The 3,240-nt window shown below is 67.2% G+C and carries 3 protein-coding genes; 2 read left to right on the forward strand and 1 reads right to left on the reverse strand.

Annotation, left to right across the window (positions count from 1 at the left end; all coding sequences use genetic code 11):
* The coding region (locus GWP04_12440) for an SMP-30/gluconolactonase/LRE family protein (protein ID NIA26346.1) at positions 1-174 on the forward strand (174 nt) is incomplete at its 5' end.
* Between the two features lie 257 nt (positions 175-431).
* Complete coding sequence (locus GWP04_12445; GenBank protein NIA26347.1) at positions 432-1,505, forward strand: hypothetical protein; 1,074 nt, start codon at positions 432-434, stop codon at positions 1,503-1,505.
* A gap of 402 nt (positions 1,506-1,907) precedes the next feature.
* Here the strand turns inward: GWP04_12445 and GWP04_12450 are convergent, their stop codons facing one another.
* Complete coding sequence (locus GWP04_12450) at positions 1,908-2,951, reverse strand: hypothetical protein (GenBank protein NIA26348.1); 1,044 nt, start codon at positions 2,949-2,951, stop codon at positions 1,908-1,910.
* Positions 2,952-3,240: the final 289 nt, after the last annotated feature.

Genomic DNA, 3,240 nt, shown 5'->3' on the forward strand with positions numbered 1-3,240 from the left:
TCACGCCATGCGATCGTCCTGGGAGTGGACGAGCAGGGCACCGTCGTGCACAACCTTCAGGATCCCGACGGCGCGTATGCAGTCATCACCGGCGTCCGCCAATACGACGGGTACCTGTATTTCGGCAGCCTCGCCGACCCTGCGATTGCACGGCTGCGCCTCTCCGACGACTGAGCGAGTCGACTGACCGAGTCGACTGGCCGAGTTCGGCCCAGCGGGCCGACTGAGCGGGTCGGCGCGATACACACCCGGCGGACCCGCAGCCCGGCGGTATGCTCTCGCGTGTGAACGACGACCCGGGACGAAGCGACTTTCAACCGACGTCGCACCGCCGGAAGAAGACGTCGCCCAGCCGGACGCCGACGTCACACCGAAAGCCGCCTTCGCATCGGCGTCCGCCAACCCGCCGTTGGACGGTGCCCGGTCTCCTGGTGGCCGCAGGGATCATCATCGTCGCGGCGGGCCTCGCGTACGGCGGCTGGTACGGATACCAGCTCTGGGCCGGCTGGCAGAGCGTCGAACGGGTCGACTTCGACCCGTCGGCGGCCCGCGTACGTCTCGCGGCGCTGAGTGCACCGGCGGCGTCACCCGAGCAGTTCGTCGATGACGACTCGGTCGATTTCACGAACGTCATCCCCGTCCCGTTCGAGGTCGATTACCGCAAGTCGGGCATCGATGTGTTCGCTCCTCCCGAGACCACCACGACCGACGCGGAAGCGCCGGCGCCGCTTCCCCCTCCGCCCACGTCGCCGCCTGCCGGCTACACCGGCTACCTGCTCATCGGTTCGGACGGCACCCCGTCGGTCGGGTACGCGGATGCGATCTTTCTCGCCATCGACGCCGGCGGCGGACCGATCTTGGTGTCGGTGCCCCGCAGCCTGTACATCAACAACCCGTGCACCGGCACGCCGATGCGCCTGTCACTCCTGTTCCAGGGATGCCCCGGGGTCGCCGGGGGAGCCGATCTCGTCGCGCTCGCCCTCGAGGACTTCACCGGGGTGCGGATCGCGCACTTCGTCGCGATCGGCTACAACGGCTTCGGGCGGATCGTCGACGCGCTCGGCGGCGTTGAAATTTGTTCGGATACCGCCAGAGGGGTCGGCGGACAGGTCATCGTTCCGGCCGGCTGCAACCTCCTGGATGGGAACGCCGCGTTCTTCTGGGTGCACAACCGAACCCAGGACGAATTCGTCGACGGGCAGTGGCGGGCCGTCGCCGGTGACGACGAGCTCACCAGGCTGCAGCGTCAGCGCGTCGCCATACTGGCTCTATATCGCAGGGTCGGGTCGCTCGGGTCGGCCGGCGCGCTCATGTCCGTCGCCCAGAGCGTGTCGGACACGTTCGCACTCGACAGCGGGTTCTCTCTGTCACAGGCGGTGAACCTGGCCTGGTCGATGCGCGGCGGTCTGCGGCAACTATGGATCCCGGTTCGTTCCGAACTGACCCCCGACGGCCGCTACGTGCTGTATCCGACGGAGCCGTTCTCGGTAACCCTCGGCGGCTAGCCCCTCAGGGGGGAGTGGCCGAGGCGAGGCACGCGACGAGGTCGATGGGGGTGTCCCCCGGCGATTCAAGCCTCAAACAACCACCGCCCCGTCGGCCAAAGAGGGCCAAGGAGTCCTAGCCGTCCGGCTCTTGCGGCGAGGATCCCGCGGACTCCTGGTACGGCTCGTCGATCCAGGGGTTCCCACATTTCGGGCAGGTGGGGATCGAGCGGCGACGATCGGTCCCACAGAACGGACAGGTCGCGAGCTGATGGTGTCCGCGCACACACCGGGTGTGGCCTCGCGGCACGTAATCTTCGCACACGACACACGTTGCTATGGCCAGACTCCTCTTGGAGCGATGGTACTCCTCGACGTCTGTGACGTGGCCACGAATTCGCCGAAACCGGCCCGTGGTTGCGCTCAGTCGCAGGCCGTCGGCGAGTACACGCCGAGGACCACACCGTCGGGATCGGTGGAGGTGAGCGGGCCCCAGATCAGCTCGTCGCCATTGGACCGCTGCAGGCTGAACTCTGGTCCGAAGTCTGGTGTCTGGTCGTAGACGATGTGATAGGAGCGATAGATGGTCTCCAGTGTCGAGACGGTGGCACCGACCTGTAACCCCGAGGCGGTGCGCAGCTCGGCCGTCGCCGAGTCCTGATCCCCGAGGCGCGCGTCGAGCCGGTACCCGGCAAAGGCGCCGTCGCTGAACGTGATCTCGAGGATTCCCCAACGCAACACGCTGCTTGCCGATCCCGGGCACACTCCGGGATGATCCGTTCCCGGTTCGGCCGGCGCCCCGAAGTCGGGCCGGCCGAACGTGGCCGCCAGCACGCCGGCGACTTCCTCGCTCGGGTCGCCGAAGCGCAGGTCGCCGATCCCGTAGACGGTCAGACGAAGGTCGTCGACGGGCACCGCATCGCCGATCGGCACCACATACGGAGCCGCCGTCGTGGTGGTCGTCGTTGTGGGAGCAGTTGTGGGAGCAGTCGTGGGATTCGTGGCGCTGGTGGCGGCGACGCTCACCTGTGGTTGGGTGACGGTCGAAGTCGTGGCGGCCACCTGGTGGGTCGCGGTGATCGCGGCCACCGGTGGAGTCATGGTGTCGACCTGGGTTCCCCACTCGTTGAACATGAAGGAAGCCAGCACGACCAGTCCCACGCAGACCATCACGAGCGCCGCGTAGCGACCGATCTCCAACCAGCGGGTCTTGTCACGGTCGAGGACCGCCAACTTGCGCAGGTCGATCATCTCGACGTCTTCCTCGTCGTCCGGGGAGCTCCAGGGACGTTGCATGGTTGCCGCCGTCAACTCGGCGTCGGAGGGTCCCGGTGTCCTCAGCACGCGTGTCTGCGGGATGCTGTCCTGCGGCGACGCTTCGACTTCGCCGTATGGCTCATCGAGCCAAGTCCGGCCACAGATGGGGCACAGGGTGACGGCGCGGGCGCGCTCGGTTCCGCAGAACACACAGGTGACAAGTTGGTAGTGCCCTTGCGGGCAGCGTACGCGGCCTTCTGGCACAGGTGTCGCGCACACCGGACATTCGTGCATCTTTGGATCTTCCCTCGCCTCAATGCTACTGCCGGACGTCCCGGTTTCCGGGGAGGGTCGACATTGTCGCCACGGTTGCCGCTGCTCGCATCGCCGAAGTGTCGAAGTCCTTGGGCCGCGGCCGGGCGATACGGGTGTCGGCCGGTGAAACACGACACACCGACCCAACCCGAGAACCCGACACCGACCCGACCTGAGCCACCCA

This window comes from Gammaproteobacteria bacterium (assembly GCA_011682695.1).
GTDB lineage: Bacteria > Actinomycetota > Acidimicrobiia > Spongiisociales > UBA4744 > BMS3Bbin01.